General features: G+C 69.1%; 18 protein-coding genes. 13 read left to right on the top strand and 5 right to left on the bottom strand.

Translation table 11 applies throughout. The annotated features are described in order from the left end of the window. Positions 1–14: 14 nt before the first annotated feature. Positions 15–1,313, bottom strand: coding sequence for a NupC/NupG family nucleoside CNT transporter (locus E4A48_RS13385; RefSeq protein WP_142742571.1), 1,299 nt, complete (start codon positions 1,311–1,313; stop codon positions 15–17). Between the two features lie 201 nt (positions 1,314–1,514). Between E4A48_RS13385 and E4A48_RS13380 the strand changes: the two genes are divergently transcribed. The 5 genes from E4A48_RS13380 (at position 1,515) to E4A48_RS13360 (ending at position 6,851) form a co-directional block, all read left to right on the top strand. After that, a complete protein-coding gene (locus E4A48_RS13380) occupies positions 1,515–2,486 on the top strand; it encodes an aldo/keto reductase (RefSeq protein ID WP_142742569.1) in 972 nt (323 codons plus the stop codon). A gap of 195 nt (positions 2,487–2,681) precedes the next feature. Then, positions 2,682–2,882, top strand: a complete 201-nt coding sequence (hemP, locus tag E4A48_RS13375; RefSeq protein WP_052235065.1) for a hemin uptake protein HemP — start codon at positions 2,682–2,684, stop codon at positions 2,880–2,882. Positions 2,883–3,054: 172 nt separating this feature from the next. Beyond that, on the top strand, positions 3,055–5,268 hold the full coding sequence (locus tag E4A48_RS13370; RefSeq protein ID WP_142742568.1) for a TonB-dependent hemoglobin/transferrin/lactoferrin family receptor: 2,214 nt from the start codon (positions 3,055–3,057) through the stop codon (positions 5,266–5,268). Between the two features lie 6 nt (positions 5,269–5,274). Next, a complete protein-coding gene (locus tag E4A48_RS13365; protein WP_142742567.1) occupies positions 5,275–5,871 on the top strand; it encodes a ChuX/HutX family heme-like substrate-binding protein in 597 nt (198 codons plus the stop codon). Positions 5,872–5,918: 47 nt separating this feature from the next. After that, entirely contained in the window at positions 5,919–6,851 is a 933-nt protein-coding gene (locus tag E4A48_RS13360) for a DUF6607 family protein (protein ID WP_142742565.1), read from the top strand. 88 nt (positions 6,852–6,939) lie between these two features. On the opposite strand, the gene E4A48_RS13355 is transcribed toward E4A48_RS13360, so the two are convergent. The 3 genes from E4A48_RS13355 to E4A48_RS13345 all read right to left on the bottom strand — a co-directional run bounded on the left by E4A48_RS13355 (position 6,940) and on the right by E4A48_RS13345 (position 10,559). After that, the gene (locus E4A48_RS13355) at positions 6,940–7,329 is read right to left on the bottom strand and encodes a GIY-YIG nuclease family protein (protein ID WP_039007629.1); all 390 of its coding nucleotides are present in this window, start codon (positions 7,327–7,329) and stop codon (positions 6,940–6,942) included. A 147-nt stretch (positions 7,330–7,476) separates the two neighbouring features. Beyond that, on the bottom strand, positions 7,477–9,960 hold the full coding sequence (locus E4A48_RS13350; RefSeq protein ID WP_142742564.1) for an ABC transporter permease: 2,484 nt from the start codon (positions 9,958–9,960) through the stop codon (positions 7,477–7,479). Further along, positions 9,957–10,559, bottom strand: coding sequence for an ABC transporter ATP-binding protein (locus E4A48_RS13345; protein WP_142742562.1), 603 nt, complete (start codon positions 10,557–10,559; stop codon positions 9,957–9,959). Before E4A48_RS13345 ends, E4A48_RS13350 begins: the two co-directional genes overlap by 4 nt. Before the next feature lie 125 nt (positions 10,560–10,684). Between E4A48_RS13345 and E4A48_RS13340 the strand changes: the two genes are divergently transcribed. The 3 genes from E4A48_RS13340 (at position 10,685) to E4A48_RS13330 (ending at position 13,543) form a co-directional block, all read left to right on the top strand. After that, the gene (locus E4A48_RS13340) at positions 10,685–11,350 is read left to right on the top strand and encodes an arylesterase (RefSeq protein WP_039007626.1); all 666 of its coding nucleotides are present in this window, start codon (positions 10,685–10,687) and stop codon (positions 11,348–11,350) included. A 91-nt stretch (positions 11,351–11,441) separates the two neighbouring features. Continuing rightward, the gene (locus E4A48_RS13335; protein WP_003481607.1) at positions 11,442–12,155 is read left to right on the top strand and encodes a response regulator transcription factor; all 714 of its coding nucleotides are present in this window, start codon (positions 11,442–11,444) and stop codon (positions 12,153–12,155) included. A 107-nt stretch (positions 12,156–12,262) separates the two neighbouring features. Further along, entirely contained in the window at positions 12,263–13,543 is a 1,281-nt protein-coding gene (locus E4A48_RS13330) for a sensor histidine kinase (protein ID WP_039007625.1), read from the top strand. A gap of 46 nt (positions 13,544–13,589) precedes the next feature. Here E4A48_RS13330 and E4A48_RS13325 read toward each other — a convergent pair whose 3' ends face one another. Beyond that, positions 13,590–14,291: an SGNH/GDSL hydrolase family protein gene (locus E4A48_RS13325; protein WP_142742560.1), complete on the bottom strand. Its 702-nt coding sequence runs from the start codon at positions 14,289–14,291 to the stop codon at positions 13,590–13,592. 202 nt (positions 14,292–14,493) lie between these two features. Here E4A48_RS13325 and E4A48_RS13320 point away from each other — a divergent pair, with 202 nt between their 5' ends. The 5 genes from E4A48_RS13320 (at position 14,494) to E4A48_RS13300 (ending at position 17,915) form a co-directional block, all read left to right on the top strand. Beyond that, positions 14,494–14,874, top strand: a complete 381-nt coding sequence (locus E4A48_RS13320; protein WP_039007623.1) for a diacylglycerol kinase — start codon at positions 14,494–14,496, stop codon at positions 14,872–14,874. A 41-nt stretch (positions 14,875–14,915) separates the two neighbouring features. Then, complete coding sequence (locus tag E4A48_RS13315) at positions 14,916–15,665, top strand: TerC family protein (protein WP_039007622.1); 750 nt, start codon at positions 14,916–14,918, stop codon at positions 15,663–15,665. A gap of 76 nt (positions 15,666–15,741) precedes the next feature. Then, positions 15,742–16,365 (top strand): LemA family protein, encoded by a 624-nt coding sequence (locus E4A48_RS13310; RefSeq protein ID WP_009577265.1) that lies wholly within the window; start codon positions 15,742–15,744, stop codon positions 16,363–16,365. A 102-nt stretch (positions 16,366–16,467) separates the two neighbouring features. Beyond that, the gene (locus tag E4A48_RS13305) at positions 16,468–17,424 is read left to right on the top strand and encodes a TPM domain-containing protein (RefSeq protein ID WP_142742559.1); all 957 of its coding nucleotides are present in this window, start codon (positions 16,468–16,470) and stop codon (positions 17,422–17,424) included. Further along, a complete protein-coding gene (locus tag E4A48_RS13300) occupies positions 17,424–17,915 on the top strand; it encodes a TPM domain-containing protein (RefSeq protein WP_142742558.1) in 492 nt (163 codons plus the stop codon). Before E4A48_RS13305 ends, E4A48_RS13300 begins: the two co-directional genes overlap by 1 nt. Positions 17,916–17,987 lie beyond the last annotated feature (72 nt).

Raw genomic sequence — 17,987 nt, 5'->3', positions numbered from 1 at the left:
AAAGGGAAATCGCATCAGCCGAAATGCGACAGCACGCCGGCGATGGTGGCGGTCATGAAGGTGGCGATCGAACCGCCGAGCACCGCGCGCAGGCCGAACCGCGCCAGGTCCTGGCGCCGCTCCGGGGCCAGCCCGCCGATGCCGCCGATCTGGATCGCGATCGAGCTGAAGTTGGCGAAGCCGCACAGCGCGTAGGTGGCGATCAGCCGGCCTTCCTCGCTCAGCTGCATGCCGGGGATCTGGCCCTTGACGATTTTCGACAGCTCGCTGTAGGCGACGAACTCGTTGATCACCACCTTCTGCCCGATCAGCGAGCCGACCGTGGTCGCATCCGCCCACGGTGTGCCGATCACCCAGGCGATCGGCGCCAGCAGGTAGCCGAAGAGGGTGGACAGGTTGGTCGGGCGGCCGATCGCCGCGGCCAGGCCGGTGGCGTCGCCGAGCCAGGTCAGCGGCGCGTTGACCAGCGCGATCAGCGCGATGAAGGCCAGCAGCATCGCACCGATGTTCAGCGCCAGACGCAGACCGTCGCCGGCACCGGCGGCGGCCGCGTCGATGATGTTGTTGGTGGTCTTCTCCACGTCCATTCTGACCGTGCCGCGGGTCAGCGGCGTGCCGGTTTCCGGGATCAGCAGCTTGGCCACCACCAGCGTCGCCGGCGCGGCCATGATGCTCGCCGCCAGCAGGTGCTTGGCGTAGAACGCCTGCTGCCCCGGATCGCTGCCGCCGAGCATGCCGACATAGGCCGCCAGCACGCCGCCGGCGATGTGCGCCATGCCGCCGATCATCATCGTCAGCAACTCGGACTCGGTCATCTTTGGGATGTACGGGCGCACCGTCAGCGGCGCCTCGGTCTGGCCGATGAACACGCTGGCGCAGACGCTGGTGGTCTCCGCGCCGGACACGCGCATCACCTTGGTGATCGCCCAGGCCATCACCCGCACTACCGCCTGCATCACCCCCAGGTGGTAGAGCACGCCCATCAGCGCGGAGAAGAAGATGATCGTCGGCAGCACTTGGAAGGCGAAAATGAAACCGTTGCTGGTGGTGTCCATCAGGCTACCGAAGATGAAGTTGGAGCCTTCGTTGACGAAGCTCAGCACCTTCACGAACAGCTGCCCCAGCCAGTCGAAGACCTCGCGCCCGCCCGGCACCAGCAGCACCAGCGAGGCGAAGCCGATCTGCAGGACCAGACCGGTCGCGACCAGCTTCCAATCGACCGCACGCTTGTTGTTCGAGAACAGCCAGGTGATCCCGATCAACACCGCCAATCCGAACAGGCCGAAGCCGATCCTCCCCAAACCCTCGACCATCTGCGTTCCCTGGATCGCCGGACCAAAGAGAGTGAGCGTAGTGCAGGGGGTGACGGGCGGCAAGGTAAACCGGGTTCAGCGCCGGAAATCGGTTGCCGATCCAGGCAGCGCGTGGAATGCGAGCGCGTGACGGCCGCCTCGTTACACTGTGCGGCCGCCCGCCGGCCACGTTCGCCGGCACGCACCGCAGGAGGAATTCGCATGCAGTACCGTCGCCTTGGCGCCACCGGCTTGCAGCTGTCGGCGCTGTCGTTCGGGGCCTGGATCAACGTCGGCGGACAGATCGGCCGCGACGAAGCGCGCAACCTGATCGCCGCTGCCTGGGACCACGGGGTCAACTTCTTCGACAACGCCGAGGTCTACGCGCACGGCCGCGCCGAGCAGGTGATGGGCGACGTGATCGCCGATCTGCGGCTGCCGCGCGATGGCTATTGCGTGTCCAGCAAGGTCTATTTCGGCGCGGTCGCCGCGCCGCGCCCGACCCAGCGCGGGCTGTCGCGCAAGCACGTCACCGACGCCTGCCATGCCGCGCTGAAGCGGCTGCGGGTGGACTATCTGGACCTGTACTACTGCCACCGCCCCGACGCCGACACGCCGCTGGAGGAAACCGTGCGCGCGATGGATGCGCTGGTGAGGCAGGGCAAGGTGCTGTATTGGGGGACTTCCGAGTGGCCGGCCGCACGCATCCGCGAGGCCGCACAGGTGGCGCAGGCGCTGGGCCTGCAGGGGCCGTCGATGGAGCAGCCGCAGTACAACCTGCTGCATCGTCAGCGCGTGGAGCAGGAATACGCGCCGCTATACGTCGAACTTGGCCTCGGCACCACGATCTGGTCGCCGCTGGCTTCTGGCCTGCTGACCGGCAAGTACAACGACGGCATCGACCCGGCTTCGCGGCTGGGCCAGGCGAGCAACGCCTGGTTGCACGACGAAGTGATCGGGCCGCCGGCGCAGCGCCGGGTGGAGCGCGCGCGCCGTTTCACCGCGCTGGCGGCGGGCGAGGGCGTGGCGCCGGCGGCGTTGGCGATCGCCTGGTGCTTGCGCAACCCGCACGTGTCCACGGTGATCCTCGGCGCCAGCCGCGTCGTCCAGTTGCTGCAGAATTTCGATGCGCTGCAGCTGGCCGCGCGCGAAGACCCAGCGTGGTGGGCGCAGGTCGAGGCCGCAGTGGCTTGAGCCACTGTATATGCCTCGCATCGGTGGCCGGTGGCCGGTGGCGCCTGCAGCACTGCAAACGGTCGAAGCATTGGCAGGCGCTTTCGGAATTGGAAGTTTCATCTGCATCTTGAATCGGCACAAACGAGACCGGCTCTTGCTTAATTATTGAGAATCATTATCATCCGTATCGACCCCTGTGTACGGAATCCGATCATGACCGCTCACCCCGTCCTGTTGCGTCATCCCGAAACCCTGAGCCTGCGCGAGCGCGCGTTGCCGCGCGCGGTCCCGGCCGAAGAAACGATCAGCAGCGAGGCGCTGCTGAAGGGGCGCCGCGAAGTGCTGATCCAGCATGGCGACCGCGTGTATCGACTGCGCCATACCAGCAACGACAAGCTGATCCTGACCAAGTAAGCCGGCCGGCCGCGCAGCGCGCGGCCAGGCCACCCGCTCGACACTGCCGCCACCTGGCCGGACCCGATGGGTCCGCTGCGGCCGCCCGCAGTCGCGACCGTTTCTCTCCTCGGCCCTTGCGCCGGCTCGCGCCGGCGTGGCCGGGACTTTTCGCGACCCTCCGATGACCTCCATGATCCGTACCGCTCCGCTCACCGGCGCGCTGTGGCTGGCTTTGGCCGCCTGCTGCGCGCATGCCGCTCCCGCCGACGCTGCCGCAGACACCGCCAGTGCCGCCACGCCGCGCGACTTCGAGCGCCTGCAGGTCACCGCCACCCGCACCCAGCGCGCCATTGTCGAGGTGCCCAGCAGCGTCGATGTGATCGACCGCGAGCAGATGGACCAGGAACTGGTGTACGACCTGAAGGATCTGCTGCGCTACACCCCCGGCGTCGCGGTCACCGGCAACAGCGGTCGCTTCAGCGGCATCGGCGGCATCCGCATCCGTGGCCTGGACGGCAACCGCGTGCTGATCCAGACCGACGGCATCCCGGTCGCGGACAGTTTCAGCTTCGGCAACTATCTCAACGCCAACCGCAACGTCGTCGATATGGAAACGCTCAAGCGCGTCGAGATCGTGCGCGGCCCGGCCAGCTCGCTGTATGGCTCCGATGCGCTCGGTGGCGTGGTCGCCTACGTGACCAAGGATCCGGCCGACTACCTGGCGCCGGGCAAACATAGCTACGTGGGCCTGAAGATCGGCTACGAGAGCGAATGGGACGGCCTGTTCGCCGGTGCACTGGCCGCGTTCGGCGGCGAGCGCTGGAGTGGTATGGCCGCGGTCAGCCACCGTCAGGGCCAGGAGAGCCAGACCCAGGGCGACAACCGCAGCACCGGCGCGGCGCGCACCGCGCCCAATCCGCTCAGTAGCGACGGCCGCAGCCTGCTCAGCAAGCTGGTCTACGCGCCTAGCGCGAACCAGCGCTTCAAGCTGAGCGTGGAAGGCAACGAGGACTATTCCAGCATCGATGCGCTGAGCAACGTCAGCTCCAGCATCCTGTCGCAGCGCGGCCGCGACCATCAGACCCGCGCCCGCGTGTCGCTGACCCACGAAGTGGACCAGCTCGACGCGCTGCTCGCCGACGACCTGCAGTGGCAGCTGTATCGGCAGGACAGCGAGAGCCTGCAACGCACCGACGAGCGCCGCAGCAACAACAGCCTGCGGCACATGCAGCACGACTTCGACCAGCGCCTGTACGGGTTGCAGGCCAACCTGCACAAGCGGGTGGACCAGGGCCGCGTGGTCCACGATGTCAGCTACGGCATCGACCTGTCATGGAGCGACACCCACGAAAAGCGCGACGGTGACGCACAGAACCTGAGCACCGGCGCGATCAGCAAGACCGTGGGCGTGGAGACGTTCCCGGTGCGCGATTTCCCGGTCACCGAGACCAGCAAGGCCGGCGCCTACCTGCAGGACGAGATGCGCCTGGCCGACGGTCGCTTCAGCCTGATCCCGGGCCTGCGCCTGGACCACTACCGGCTGTCGCCGCAGGTCGATGCGATCTTCGCCGCCGACAACCCCGGCCTGGTCGCGGAGAAGGTCACCGACAGCAACGTCTCGCCCAAGCTCGGCGCGATCTGGCGCATCGACGATGCGTGGTCGCTGTACAGCAACTATGCGCATGGCTTCCGCGCGCCGCCGTACAACGACGTCAACATCGGCTTCAGCAACCTGCAGTTCGGCTACACCGCCATCGCCAATCCGGACCTGAAACCGGAGACCAGCAAGGGCGCCGAACTGGGCCTGCGCTACATCGCGGCGGCCGGCTATTTCGGCCTGAGCGGCTACTACAGCGACTACCGCGACTTCATCGAGTCCTACAGCTTCGTCGGCTACAACGCCGACGGCCTGATGCTGTACCAGTCGCGCAACGTCGACCACGTGGTGATCAAGGGCGTGGAGGCCAGGGCCGGCGTCGATTTCGGCGCGCTGTCCGCGCGCTGGGCCGGCTGGTCGCTGCATTCCAGCGCGGCCTATGCGCGCGGCGACAACAAGACCGACGCCACGCCGCTGAACGCGATCGATCCGCTGCGCGGCGTGCTCGGCCTGGCCTACGAGCGCGACAGCTGGGGCGCGCAACTGGTCGGCAGCTTCGTGGCGAAGAAGCGACGCCCGGCGCTGGCGACGTACTACACGCCGTCCGGCTACGCGACGCTGGACCTGCTCGCGCACTGGAACTTCACTCCTGGCGCGCGGCTCAACGTCGGCGTGTTCAACCTGGCCGATCGCCGCTACATCGACTGGAACGCGCTGCCCGGCGCGACCCTGGCCAGCAGCAGCGTGCTCGACCGCTATACCGGCGCCGGACGCAACGTCTCGGTCAGCCTGGCGCTGGACTGGTAGCGGCGCATGCGCAAGGCGGCCGCAGCGAGCACCGACGCGACCCGGATCGCCGCATCCGCGCCGCTGCCGCGCCCGGCGCAGCTGGCGGCGCTGGGCACCGTGCTGTGCCTGTACCGCGCGCAGCTGGGCACCGAACTGATGGGCTGGAGCCATGCGCTGCGGGTCGGCGCGCAGCTCGGCGTGGACAGCGACGGACTGCTCGAAAGCCTGTGCTTCTACGATCGCCAGCAACGCTGCTGCTGGCGCCTGTACCTGCTGCCGGACAGCGATTTCGTCGCCTGGGACGCCTTGCTGTCGGCGCTGCCGGCGATTCACAGCGGCAGCGCCGATGCCGGCGTTGCCGAACGCCTGTGGCGACGCGTGGCCGGGCGCCTGAGCGGCGACAGCTGGCGCGCACGGGCGCTGCGTCTGCACGCCAGCGACGGCGCATTGGCGGCTAGCGTCGCCAGCGTGTCGCCGCTGGGCGCCAGCATCGCCCGGCGCATCGCGCGGCTGGAAGCGGCCGAGGGCGAAGTGCTGGTCGACGACTGCTGCTGCGCCCGCGCCGGCCAGTCGGCCGCGCGCCACGATCCGCAACAGCCGTGGCCATTGCTGCGCCTTTAGGGCGCATTTCTGCTTTCCTCCTCAGCTACCGCGAACCGACCACGACGATGAAATCACCGCTCCTGTCCCTGCTCCTGCTCGCCGCGACCAACCTGGCCCACGCCGAGGACGCCGATCCGCAACGCGACCGCGCCAGCATCCTGGCGATGCAGGGCGAGTACGCCGTGGATTTCGCCTTCGACGAGACCGTGCTGCTCAAGCCCGGCTACGCGCGCGCGTCGGCGATGCGCAGCGGCGCCAACGAAGTGGTGATCGTGGTCCAGGACAGCCCGCGCAAGGTGGTGCTGCAGCATCTGCTGGTCGACACCAAGAGCGGCCACGTGACCAAGCACTGGCGCCAGGACTGGAGCTACGAGGCGCCGCAGCGTTTCGAATTCAGCGCCGACCAGACCTGGCAGGTGCGCCCGCTCGCCGCCGCCACGACCCGTGGCGCCTGGACCCAATGCGTGTACGAAGTCAGCGATGCGCCGCGCTATTGCGGCACCGGCCGCTGGGACTACGCCGACGGCCACCCGACCTGGACCAGCGACCTGAGCTGGCGCCCGCTGCCGCGCCGCGAATACACCAAGCGCAGCGACTACAACGCGCTGGCGGTGATCAACCGGCACACGCTGACCCCGGCCGGCTGGTCCCACGAGCAGTTCAACACCAAGGTGCTGCGCAAGCCTGACGGCAGCCAGCAGCCGATCGCGCGCGAATTCGGCTTCAACGACTACGTCAAGACCAGCGATGTCGACTTCACCCCGGCCTACGCCTACTGGAAGGCGACCCAGGGCTATTGGGCCAGGGTGCGCGCGCACTGGGACGGGTTCCTCGGCAAGCCGCCGGGCGTGCACCTGAAGACCAGGCTCGATGGCATGGCGATGATCGTGCCGCTGTTCGAGCAGGCCGAGGCGGTGCAGCAGGGCAAGCCTGTGGCCGATGCGAAGATCGCCGCGCTGTTCGCGCAATGGGTGGAGCCGGCGCCCGCCGCGCGTTGAACGCCGCTGCCGGCGCAGCGCCAGGGTGGGACGGCGGCCGGGAGTGGCGCCGTCCCTTTTGCGGCACGCATCGCGCTGTGGCGCTGGCCTACAGGTCGGTCACCAGGTGGTAGCTCGAGCCCTTGCGCTCGGGCAAGGTGAAGATCCATGGAAAACCGACCGATACCCCGCTGAGGTCCAGCCACTGCGGATTGAACGACTCGATCAGGCCGCGCTGCCAGCAATGGCTGAGCTGGGAGATCTCGGCGGCGCGGAGCAATGCGGCCACTTCGTTCTCGCACTCCTCGTACCACACCGCAAGGATCGCGACCGGATCCTCTTTTTCTCCGCGCACGCTGTTGCGCTCGCGCAGGATTCTGCCCAATCCCTCGAGCGCCTGCAGCGTCGGTGCGGTGGCGATGTAGTACGGCCCGCTGCGGGTCTCGGCCATGATGCAGGCCAGGTGCGGCGTGTCATTGCGGGAGAGGGTGTCGCTCATCGGCCAAGCATGCTCTACGTGGGAATGGCGATTGTGCCGGCAAGCGGCGGCGCTTGCAGCCACCGTCTTGCGCGCGCTCGCCGCGCCGCTAACGGCGGCCGCCCTCCGTCGCCTGCGGGCACTGCGCGCTGCCATCGCCGCGCACGCTCAGTTCTCGCGCAGGGCCAGCGCCGGCGGCGTGCGCAGGATGCGGCGCGTGCCCGACCAGCCGGCGAGCAGGCTCAGCAGCACGCCGCCGACCCCGCCCAGCAGCAGCGCCGGCCACGGCGGCGACAGCGCCAGGTCGAACGCCTGCTTGGCCACGACCACGCCGATCGCGGCCGCCGCGCCGACCGCCAGCAGCGCCGCGAGCAGGCCGAGCGCGCCGAATTCCACCAGCACCGCGCCGCGCAACTGGCCGCGGCGCGCGCCCAGCGTGCGCAGCACCGCGCTGTCGTAGCGGCGCTCGCCGGCGGTGGCCTGCAGCGCCGCCAGCAACACCAGCACGCCGGCCAGCAGGCTGAAGCCCATCACCAGCTGCACCGCCTGCGCCACCTGGTCGATCACCTCGCGCACCCGCCCCAGGATCGCGTCGATGTCCAGCAGCGACACGTTCGGATAGCTGCGGCTGAGGCCGCTCAACTGCGCCGCCGAACCGCGCGGCAGGTGGAACGCGGAGATCAGGTTGTACGGCGCGTCCTGCACCGCGCCAGCGTTGAGCAACAGGAAGAAATTGACCCGGAACGAATCCCAATCGGCCTTGCGCACGTTGGTCACGGTGAAACTGCGCTGCTGCTCGCCGAGCAGCAGGGTGATGCGGTCGCCGAGCTTGAGGCCGTAGCGCTGCGCCCAGGCTTGCTCCACCGAGGCTTCCGCCGCGGTGCTGTCGGCAGCCCAGAAACGCCCGGACAACAACTGATTGGCGGCGGGGAACTCATGCCGCCAGGAAAAGTTGATCGGCCGATCGGCGCCATCGCCGTCGTCCTCCGGGCCTTGCTCCTGGTGCTGCGGCGGCTTGCCGTTGATCGCCACCAGCTTGCCGGTGCTGAACGGCTCCACCGCCGCGTCGGTGACGCCCAGCCCGCGCAGCGCGCCGAGCACGTGCTCGGCCTGGTCGGGCTGGATGTTCATCAGGAAGTAGTTCGGCGTGTCCGCCGGCAGCCGGTCGCGCCATTGGCCGAGCAGGCCGGGGCCGATCACCGCCAGCAGCAGCAACGCGCATAGCGACAGCGACAGCCCGACCAGTTGCACCACGCTCAGCGCGCGGCGCCGGGTCAGCGCGGCCAGGCCCAGCTTCCACGGCCCGCGCAGGCGTGATTGCAGTCGCCGCAGCAGCACCAGCAGCAGGCTGCCGACTGCCGCGGCGAGCGCGGCCAGCAGGGTCAGTCCGCCCAGCACCCAGGCCGCGAGCACGCCGTCGCCGGTGGCGTACACCGCCAGCACCACGGTGGCAACCAGCGCGGCGGCGTAGACCAGCAGCGAGGTCGGCGGCAGCGCGGCGAAGCTGCGGTTGAGCACGCGCATCGGTGGCACGTCGCGCAGCCGCAGCAGCGGCGGCAGGCCGAAGCCGAGCAGCAGCAACAGGCCGATGCCGGCGCCGGCTAGCGCCGGGGTCGCCTGCGGCAGCGGCAGCCGGTTCGGGATCAGGCTGCCCAGCGCTTCGACCAGGCCGATCTGCGCCAGCATGCCCAGGCCCACGCCGAGCGCGCAGGCGGGAATCGCCAGTAGCAGCAACTGCAGCGCCAGTGCGCCGAGGATGTCGCGCTGGCGCGCGCCCAGGCAGCGCAGCACCGCGACCGTGTCGATGCGGCGCAGCGCGAAGCGGTTGGCGGCCAGCGCGGTGGCGACGCCGGCCAGCAGCACCGCCAGCAACGCGGTCAGCGCCAGGAAGCGGCCGGCGCGGTCGAACGCGCCGCGCACGCCGCGCTGGGTGTCCTCGATGCCGACCAGGCGGAACGCCTTGGCGCGCGGCGCCAGCCACTCGCGCAGCGCAGCGATCTCGCCCGGCGCGCCGGCGATCATCAACCGGTACGAGGCGCGGCTGCCGGGGCCGAGCAAGCCGGCGGCATCGACGTCGGCGCGGTTGACCAACAGCGGCGGCGACAGCTGCATCAGCTCGCCCGACGCATCCGGCTCGGCGCGCAGCACCCGGGTCACGCGCAGCGTGCCGGCGCCGAATTCCAGGTCGTCGCCGAGCTTCAGTCCCAGCGCCTCGAGCAGGCGCGGATCGGCATAGGCCTGGCCGCGCGGCGGCGGGCCGGCGCGCTCGCTGCCGGCGCCGACGGTGTCGCGCGCGACCAACAGTTCGCCGCGCAACGGATAGCCGACGTCGACCGCCTTGATGTTGGCCATCTGGCTGGCATCGCCATGGAACAGCACGCTGGGGAAGCTGACCAGGCGCGTGTGGCGCAGGCCGCGCCGTTGCGCCTCCGCGGCGAACGCGGCGGGGATGTCCTGGCGCCCGGTGACGCCGAGGTCGCCGCCGATGACCTCGGCGGCGCTGCCGGTCAGCGCCAGGGTGACGCGATCGACCAGGGTGCCGACCGCGGTCATCACCGCCACGCCCAGCACCAGCGCGGCGAACACGGTCAGCAGGTCGCCGGCGAACAGCTCGCGGCGCAGCGCGCGTGCGGCGTGGCGCAGTACGTTCATGCGTCGGCCACCGCTTCGGCATGGCGCAGGCGCCCGCGGTCGAGCCGGTAGCGGCGTTCGCAACGCTGCGCCAGGCGCAGGTCGTGGGTGACCAGCACCAGGGTGGTGTCGCTACCGGCGTTGAGCGCGAACAGCAGGTCGCTGATCTGTTGCCCGGTGGCCTGGTCGAGGCTGCCGGTGGGTTCGTCGGCGAACAGGATGCGTGGCCGCGCCACGAACGCGCGCGCCAGCGCCACGCGCTGCTGCTCGCCGCCGGACAGCTGCCGCGGGTAGTGCCGCGCCCGCGCGGTCAGGCCGACCGCCTCCAGCACTTCGCGCACCCGCGCCGGATCCTCGCGCCCAGCCAGTTCCAGCGGCAGCGCAATGTTTTCGGCGGCGGTCAGCGACGGCAGCAGATGGAAGCTCTGGAACACGAAACCGACCGCGCGCGCGCGCAAGGCGGCGCGCGCCTCCTCGTCCAGCGCGTTGAGCGATTGCCCGGCGAGCACGATCTCGCCGCGCGTGGGCAGGTCCAGCCCGGCGAGCAGGCCGAGCAGGGTGGTCTTGCCGGAGCCGGAGGCGCCGACGATGGCGACGCTGTCGCCTTCACCGATGGTCAATCCGACCTTATCGAGAATGTGGACCGTACCCTCCGGTCCGCTGACGGATTTGCCGACATCGCGTACGTCGATCGCGATGCCGGTGCGGGGAGTGGGGGCCAGACTGTCGATGAGGAAATCTCCGGATGCGTGGCAACGATACGAAAGGAACGCCTGCCTGGACGCGCAGCGCCTGGCTCTTGGCCTGTCTGGCATGGTGTCTGCTGCTGCCCGCCATCGCCTGTGCCAAAGGTGCGGCGGGGCCGGTGCTGGTAGTCGGCGACAGCCTCAGCGCTGCGCACAACATTCCGCTCCAGTCTGGCTGGGTGGCGCTGCTGGAGCGCCGCCTGCAACAACAGATGCAGGCGCCACCGGCGGTCGTCAACGCCAGCATCAGCGGCGAGACCTCTTCTGGCGCGCTGACCCGGCTGCCGGCGCTGCTGCAGAAACACCACCCGGCGGTGGTGGTGATCGAACTCGGCGGCAACGACGCGCTGCGCGGGCTGACCCCGGCGGAACTGCGCGGCAATCTGGAGAAGATGATCGTGCTCAGCCGTGATGCCGGCGCGAAGGTGCTGTTGCTGGGGATCGACGTGCCACCGAACTACGGGCCGGCGTACCGGCAGCGGCTGCGCGCGGTCTACGCCGACCTGGCCAGGCAGTACCAGACCGGGCTGCTGCCGTTCCTGCTGGAGGGCGTGGCGCTGAACCCGGCGCTGATGCAGGACGACGGCCTGCATCCCACCGCCGCCGGCCAGCCGAAGCTGCTGGAGAATGTGTGGCCCAAGCTCAAGCCCTTGATCGGCGGCTGATTTTGCGCTGGTCATGCATATGAAGCATTCTTCACGCGATCACCACCGGGCTTCCGGCATGTTTCACAAAGCTGAAGACTGAGGAAGCTCTATGCGTCAGACCAAGGAAACCTCCGGACTCGTTCTGGTCGTCGAGGACAACCGCAACATCTCCGAGATGATCGGTGAATATCTGGAAGGCCGCGGATTCGAAGTGGATTACGCCTGCGATGGCCTGGACGGCTACCGTCTGGCCGCGGAGAACAGCTACGACGTGGTGGTGCTGGACCTGATGCTGCCACGCCTGGACGGCATCGAGGTATGCCGCCGTCTGCGCAACGACGCGCGCAAGTCCACGCCGGTGCTGATGCTGACCGCGCGCGACACGCTTGACGACAAGCTCACCGGGCTTGGCTTCGGCGCCGACGACTACCTGACCAAGCCGTTCGCGATCCAGGAACTGGAAGCGCGGCTGCGTGCGCTGATCCGCCGCGAGCGCCGCCAGGTGGGCTCGGAAGTGCTGAAAGTGGCCGACCTGGTGCTGGACCCGGTGAGCATGCGTGCGACCCGCGCCGGCACCGAACTGCAGCTGTCGCCGATCGGCCTGCGCCTGCTGACCATCCTGATGCGCGAGTCGCCGCGGGTGGTTACCCGCCAGGAGATCGAGCGCGAGATCTGGGGCAATGGCCTGCCCGACTCGGACACGCTGCGCAGCCATCTTTACAACCTGCGCAAGATCATCGACAAGCCGTTCGACCGGCCGTTGCTGCACACCGTGCAGAGCGCCGGTTACCGCATCGCCGACATCGCCCAGCCGATGAGCTGAGCGGTACTCGCGTTCGTGCCCAGCAGGCCCCGGAAACGGAGTCTGCTTGCACGGCGGATTTACGATCCGCCCTTCTATAATCGTGGCAAAAAGAAACGGAAGCTTTAATGCCGCACGGTCTGCCGCGCAAAATCCGCCTTGCCTTGATCGCCCGGATCCTGTTCGCGGCCTGCATCGTTGCATTGGGCAGCTACCTGGTCGTGGCGGTCGTGCAGCACTCGCTGGTCGGATCGGTGATGCGCGAGGAAGCGGCGCACTACTGGCGCCTGCACGCGCAGTCGCCGGCGCAGCCGCCGCCCAACAGCCACACCTTGCGCGGTTATCTGGTGCCGGCCGGGCAATCGGATGCGGCGGTGCCAGCGGAGTTGCGCGGCCTTGAGCCTGGCCTGCACGAGAACCGCCCCGGCGGCGAAATGGTGCTGGTCGACGAGACCAAGGCCGGGCGCCTGTACCTGGTGTTCCTGCGCGCGCAGGCGCAGCGCCTGGCGTTCTGGTTCGGCATCGTGCCGGCGCTGCTGACCCTGATCGCGGTGGTGGTGGTGGGATGGCTGACCCACCACGCCTCGCGGCGCCTGCTGTCGCCGGTGAACTGGCTGGCGCGGCGCGTCTCGCAATGGGACCCGCGGCATCCGTCCACCGCCGATCTGGCGCCGGAAAACCTGCCGGCCGACGTGCAGGGCGAATCGCGGCAACTGGCCGCGGCCTTGCACTCACTGGCCCTGCGCGTCACCGATCACGTCTCGCGCGAGCGCAACTTCACCCGCGACGCCAGCCATGAGCTGCGCACGCCGCTGACCGTGATCCGCGTCGCCAGTGACATCGCCATGACCGATCCGGACCTGTCGCCGCGGCTGAGCCGCAGCCTGCAGCGCATCCAGCGCGCCGGCCGCGACATGGAAGCGGTGATCGACGCGTTCCTGATCTTGGCGCGCGAGGCAGACGTGGTGCCGCAGAGCGAGACCTTCGAGGTCGCCGACGTGGTCGAGTACGAGGCCGAGAACGCGCGCGAACTGCTGGCCGGCAAACCGGTGACGCTGCGCGTCAGCGTCGTCGCCGCCACGCGCCTGCATGCGCCGCCGCGGGTGCTGCATGTGGTGGTCAGCAACCTGCTGCGCAACGCTTGCAGCTATACCGACGCGGGCAGCATCGAGGTCGAGGTCGGCAGCGACCGCATCAGCATCCGCGATACCGGCATCGGCATGTCCAGCGAAGCGCTGCAGCGCGCGTTCGAGCCGTTCTTCCGCGCCGAACCGGACCGCCCGCAGGGCACCGGGCTGGGCCTGTCGATCGTGCGCCGGCTGTGCGAGCGCTTTGGCTGGCGGATCGGGCTGGAAAGCGCACAAGGCGGCGGCACCACCGCCACCGTGCGCTTCGACCCGGTCAAGTGAACGGCCGGATCGCCTGAAGCCGCATCGCCTGAAACGGCGGGCGTGCTCAGCGCGTCAGGTACGGCCGCACGATGTCGCGCCACAGCGCATAGCCGGCGGGGTTCATGTGCAGACGGTCCGGGCCGAACAGTTCGCCGCGCGGTTGCCCGTCGGCGCCAAGCATCGGCGTGTACACGTCGATGAAGTCCACCCGCTTCAGCCCTGCGGCCGCCTTGTGGATCAGCGCATTGGCGTCGGCCACCTGCGGCAGCAGCGCCGCGCGCGCCGGACTGGGTTTGATCGAGAGGTAGGCGATGCGGGTAGCGGGCAGGTCGCGGCGCACCCGCGCCACGAAGACCAGGAAGTCTTCGCGCAACTGCTGCGGGCTGCGGCCGCTGTTGAGGTCGTTGTCGCCGGCGTAGAACACGATCAGGCGCGGCCGGTACGGCACCACGATGCGGTCGGCGTACCAGGTGCTGTCGCGGATCTCCGAGCCGCCGAAGCCGCGGTTGAGCGTGTCCACACCCGGGAAATCGCTGGCCAGCGAGGTCCACAAGCGGATCGAGGAACTGCCGACGAACAGCACGCCGCCATGCTTGGGCGGATGCGCGGCGTCGGCCTGAGCGAAGCGCTGCATGTCCTGTTCCCAGTCAGGACTGGAGACTTGTTCGGGGATCTTCGGTGCGGCGGCAATCGCCAGGGCCGAATGCAGGCCCAGCAGGAATATGCAGGTGGCGAGCAGCGCGGCGCGTAACGGCGAACGGGACATGAAGCAGCTCCAAACGACGATCGAGCTTCGATGGTGCCGCAGGCACCGCGCCGCAGGCAAATCCGTTGCCGGCGGCGGCCTGGCTCGGCGGCGAACGGGGGCTTGTGGCAAAATTGGCGCCTACCCCGCTTTGCCATCGCCCATGACCGTTCCCTTCCGGCCGTCGCCGTCGCGTTTCCGTACCGCAGGTCGGGCTTGATCCATGGCCGACCAATTCGGGCACCTGCCGCGCGGGCCGCGCCGGATGCTGATGGCGCTGCGCTGGTCCTACCAGGGGCTGCGCGCGGCCTGGCTGCACGAGTCTTCGTTCCGGCTGGAGGTGTGTCTGTTCGTGTTGCTGGCGCCGCTGGCGCTGTGGCTGGGGCAGGGACCGGTACAGCAGGCGCTGATGATCGGCTCGCTGCTGCTGGTGCTGGCAGTGGAGTTGCTCAATTCCGCGATCGAGGCGGTGATCGAGCGCTACGGGCCCGAGCACCACGAACTGGCCGGCCGCGCCAAGGACATGGGCTCGGCCGCGGTGTTGCTGATGCTGGCCAATGTCGTGCTGTGCTGGGGGCTGATCCTGCTGCCGCGCCTGCTGTGACGTGCGCCTGTCTTTATTTACCGTTATAAGGATTCGACCCCATGGCTTTCGAGTTTCTCGCCGATCCCAACACCTGGCTGACGCTGCTGACGCTGAGCGCGTTGGAAATCGTGCTGGGCATCGACAACCTGGTGTTCATCTCCATCGCGGTGGGCAAGCTGCCCGAGGCGCAACGCCCGGCGGCGCGCAAGTTCGGCATCGCGGTGGCGTGTCTGACCCGTATTGCGCTGCTGGTGTCGCTGGCGTTCCTGGCGCGGATGCAGGGCGAGCTGTTCAGCGTCGCCGGCATGGGCATCTCGGTGCGCGACCTGGTGCTGATCGTCGGCGGCGTGTTCCTGCTGGTAAAGGGCACGATGGAGATCCGCGAGATGATCACCGGCGGCGAAGACGCCGATCCGACCACCAGCAAGGCCTCGGGCGTGTTCTGGATGGTGATCGCGCAGATCGCGGTGATCGACATCGTGTTCTCGCTGGATTCGGTGATCACCGCGGTCGGCATGGCCCAGCACATCCCGGTGATGGTGGCGGCGGTGCTGCTGGCGGTGGCGGTGATGCTGCTGGCGGCCAACCCGCTGGGCCGCTTCATTGACGCCAACCCGACGGTGAAGATGCTGGCGCTGGCGTTCATCCTGATGATCGGCGTGGTGCTGATCCTGGACGGCCTGGACGTGCACGTGCCCAAGCCCTACATCTACACGGCGATGGGCTTCTCGGTGCTGGTGGAGTGGCTGAACCTGCTGATGCGCCGCCGTGCCGCTGCGCACCACGTGCCCGGTGCCGGCCAGTGGTGAACGGCTGACCGCTTCGCGGCTGCGTTTTCACGGGGGGCGTGGCAAGCTGCGCCCTGTCTTTACCCCGGAGAGCGCCATGCGCCTGTTGTCCCGCTCGTTGTTGCTCGCCGCCGTCGCGGTGCTGTTGTCCGGTTGCGGCTACAACGCGATCCAGCAGAAGGACGAGGCGGTCAAGGCCGGCTGGTCCGAGGTCCTGAACCAGTACAAGCGCCGCGCCGACCTGATCCCGAACCTGGTCAATACGGTCAAGGGCTATGCCGACCAGGAGCGGCAAGTGCTGACCGACGTGACCAATGCGCGTGCGCGGGTCGGCCAGGTCCAGGTCAACGCCGATGATGCGGCCTCATTGCAGCAGTTCCAGCAGGCGCAGGGCCAGCTGTCCAGCGCGCTGTCGCGGTTGCTGGTGGTCACCGAGAACTATCCCAACCTCAAGTCCGACCAGTCGTTTCGCGACCTGCAGGCGCAGCTGGAAGGCACCGAGAACCGCATCACCGTGGCCCGCGGCCGCTACATCCAGGCGGTGCAGGACTACAACACCTACATCCGCTCGTTCCCGCAGGTGATCACCTCGAAGATCTTCGGCTACAAGGAAAAGCCGAATTTCTCCGTAGCCAACGAGGCGCAGATCTCCGAGGCGCCGGCGGTGAATTTCGGTGGCCAGCCGGCGCCGCCCAAGCCGCAGCCGGCGCCGGCCCAGTAAGCGTCGCGCGCCACGCGGCGGCATGCTGCCACCGCTGGCGCGCCGCCTCTGTGCTTTCTTCCCTTCGATGCCGCCGCGCGATTGCGTCGGCAGGAGTCTGCAATGCGTGATGCGATCACCCGCCAGCGCCCTGCGCGCCGCGGCCGGCGTGCCTGGATCGGAGCGCTGCTGCTGGCGCTGCTGCCGCTGCTGGCCTGGGCGCAGGCCAGCAGCGAGGCGCCGATCCCGCCGTTGGACACGCCGGTGGTCGATACCACCGGCACCCTGCAGCCGACCCAGCGCCTCGCGCTGGAGCAGCAGGCGGTGCAACTGCAACAACGCAAGGGCAGCCAGCTGCAGGTGCTGGTGGTCGCCAGCACCGCGCCGGAGACGATCGAGCAGTACACCCAGCGAGTGTTCGACACGTGGAAGATCGGCCGCAAGGGCGTGGACGACGGCGTGTTGCTGGTGGTGGCCAAGGACGACCGGCGCGTGCGCATCCAGCCCGGCTATGGCCTGGAAGGGGCGATTCCCGACGCCACCGCCAACCGCATCATCCAGGAGTACCTGGCACCGCGGTTCCGCGCCGGCGACTACAGCGGAGGCATCGCCGAGGCCACGGCGATGCTGGTCAAGCTGATCGACGGCGAGCAGCTGCCGGCGCCGGTGAGCACGCATGCGTCCGACTCGCGGTCCAACGGCAAGCTGCCGTTGGGCTTCTTCGCCGGCCTGTTCGCCGCCTTCGTCGCGCAACTGCTGTTTGCACGCGCGCCGCGGCCGCTGCGCGGGGTGCTGGCGGCACTCGCCGGCGGCGGCGTGGGCCTGTTGCTGAGTCTGTCGCTGTTCGTCGCCGCGCTGACCGGCGCGATCGGGTTGGTGCTGGGACTGCTGTCGGGCGTCTCTCCCGGCCGCTCCGCCGGTGGCGGTGGTTGGGGGGGAGGCGGCTGGGGCGGCGGCGGTTTCGGTGGCGGCTTCGGCGGCTTCGGTGGTGGTGGTGGTGGCTTCGGCGGCGGTGGAGACGGCGGTTGGGGCGGTGGCGGCGGCAGTTCGGGAGGCGGTGGCGCCTCCGGGAGTTGGTGATGCGGCTGCTCCGTCATCTGTGCGCGCCGGCAGCGCGCAGGCTGTTCCCCAACACCAGCCTGGAGCGCATCGGCGCGGCGATCGCCGACGGCGAACGGCTGCACCGCGGCCAGGTGATGTTCGCGGTCGAATCGGCGCTGGCGCCGGCGGCGCTGCTGCGCGGCATGGCGCCGCGCACGCGCGCCGAACAGGCCTTCGCGCAGTTGCGCGCCTGGGACACCGAGGCCAACAACGGCGTTCTGATCTACCTGCTGCTGGCCGACCATCGGATCGAGATCGTGGCCGACCGCGGCCTGCGCGGGCGTGTGGACGAAGCGCAATGGCGCGACGTCTGCGCGCTGATCGAGCGCGACATGCGTGCCGGCCAGCCCGAGCAGGCGGTGATCGCCGGAGTGGCGGCGGTGTCGGCCTTGCTGGTCACGCATTTCCCTGCGCAGCCAGGCCAGGCCGAGTCCGATGAATTGCCGAACATGCCGCAACTGCTGGATTGAGCGCCGCCGCGGCATGACGCGCTGCGATGCGGGTCGCGCTGGCCCATAGATGAAGCCTAGCGCCGTTCAAAT

The organism is Xanthomonas translucens pv. cerealis, assembly GCF_006838285.1.
In the GTDB taxonomy this organism is placed as follows: Bacteria; Pseudomonadota; Gammaproteobacteria; order Xanthomonadales; family Xanthomonadaceae; genus Xanthomonas_A; species Xanthomonas_A cerealis.
The sequence above is the reverse complement of the archived record's forward strand: the minus strand, read 5'-3'. Positions and strand labels throughout refer to the sequence as shown.